General features: G+C 65.1%; 1 protein-coding gene. It reads right to left on the bottom strand.

Going from position 1 to position 524, the window contains the following annotated elements; all coding sequences use genetic code 11:
- Positions 1-524: amino acid permease (locus AC1DQC_RS20265; protein WP_477053017.1), on the bottom strand; the 524-nt coding region annotated here is incomplete at both ends.

Genomic DNA, 524 nt, shown 5'->3' with positions numbered 1-524 from the left:
GAGGTACAGGGCGTTGGCCGGGACTCGGCGGGAGGTCAGCTTGCCGAACAAGGCCGGCGCGTCACCCTGCCGGGCGAGGCCGTACACCATCCGCGACGTCGAGTAGATACCCGAATTCCCCGACGACGTCGCCGAGGTCAGGACGACGAAGTTGATCACCGAGGCGGCGATGCCGAGGCCGGCGAGAGTGAACATGGCCACGAACGGGCTGCGGTTGGCGCTGATCTCCCGCCACGGGGTGACCGAGATGATCACCACCAGGGCCACCACGTAGAAGAGCATCACACGAACCGGGATCGAGTTGATCGCCTTGGGCAGGTTCTTCTCCGGATCCTTGGCCTCGGCAGCGGTGGTGCCGACGAGTTCGATTCCGACGAACGCGAACGTCGCGATCTGGAAGCCGGCGACGAAGCCCATGAACCCGGTCGGGAAGAACCCACCGTCATTCCACAGATTGGCGAAGGAGGCCTCCGCACCGCCGGGCGCGGTGAAATGACTGAAGACCATCGCAAGGCCGACGACGA

Source organism: Cellulomonas sp. P4_H12 (assembly GCF_056400905.1).
The sequence above is the reverse complement of the archived record's forward strand: the minus strand, read 5'-3'. Positions and strand labels throughout refer to the sequence as shown.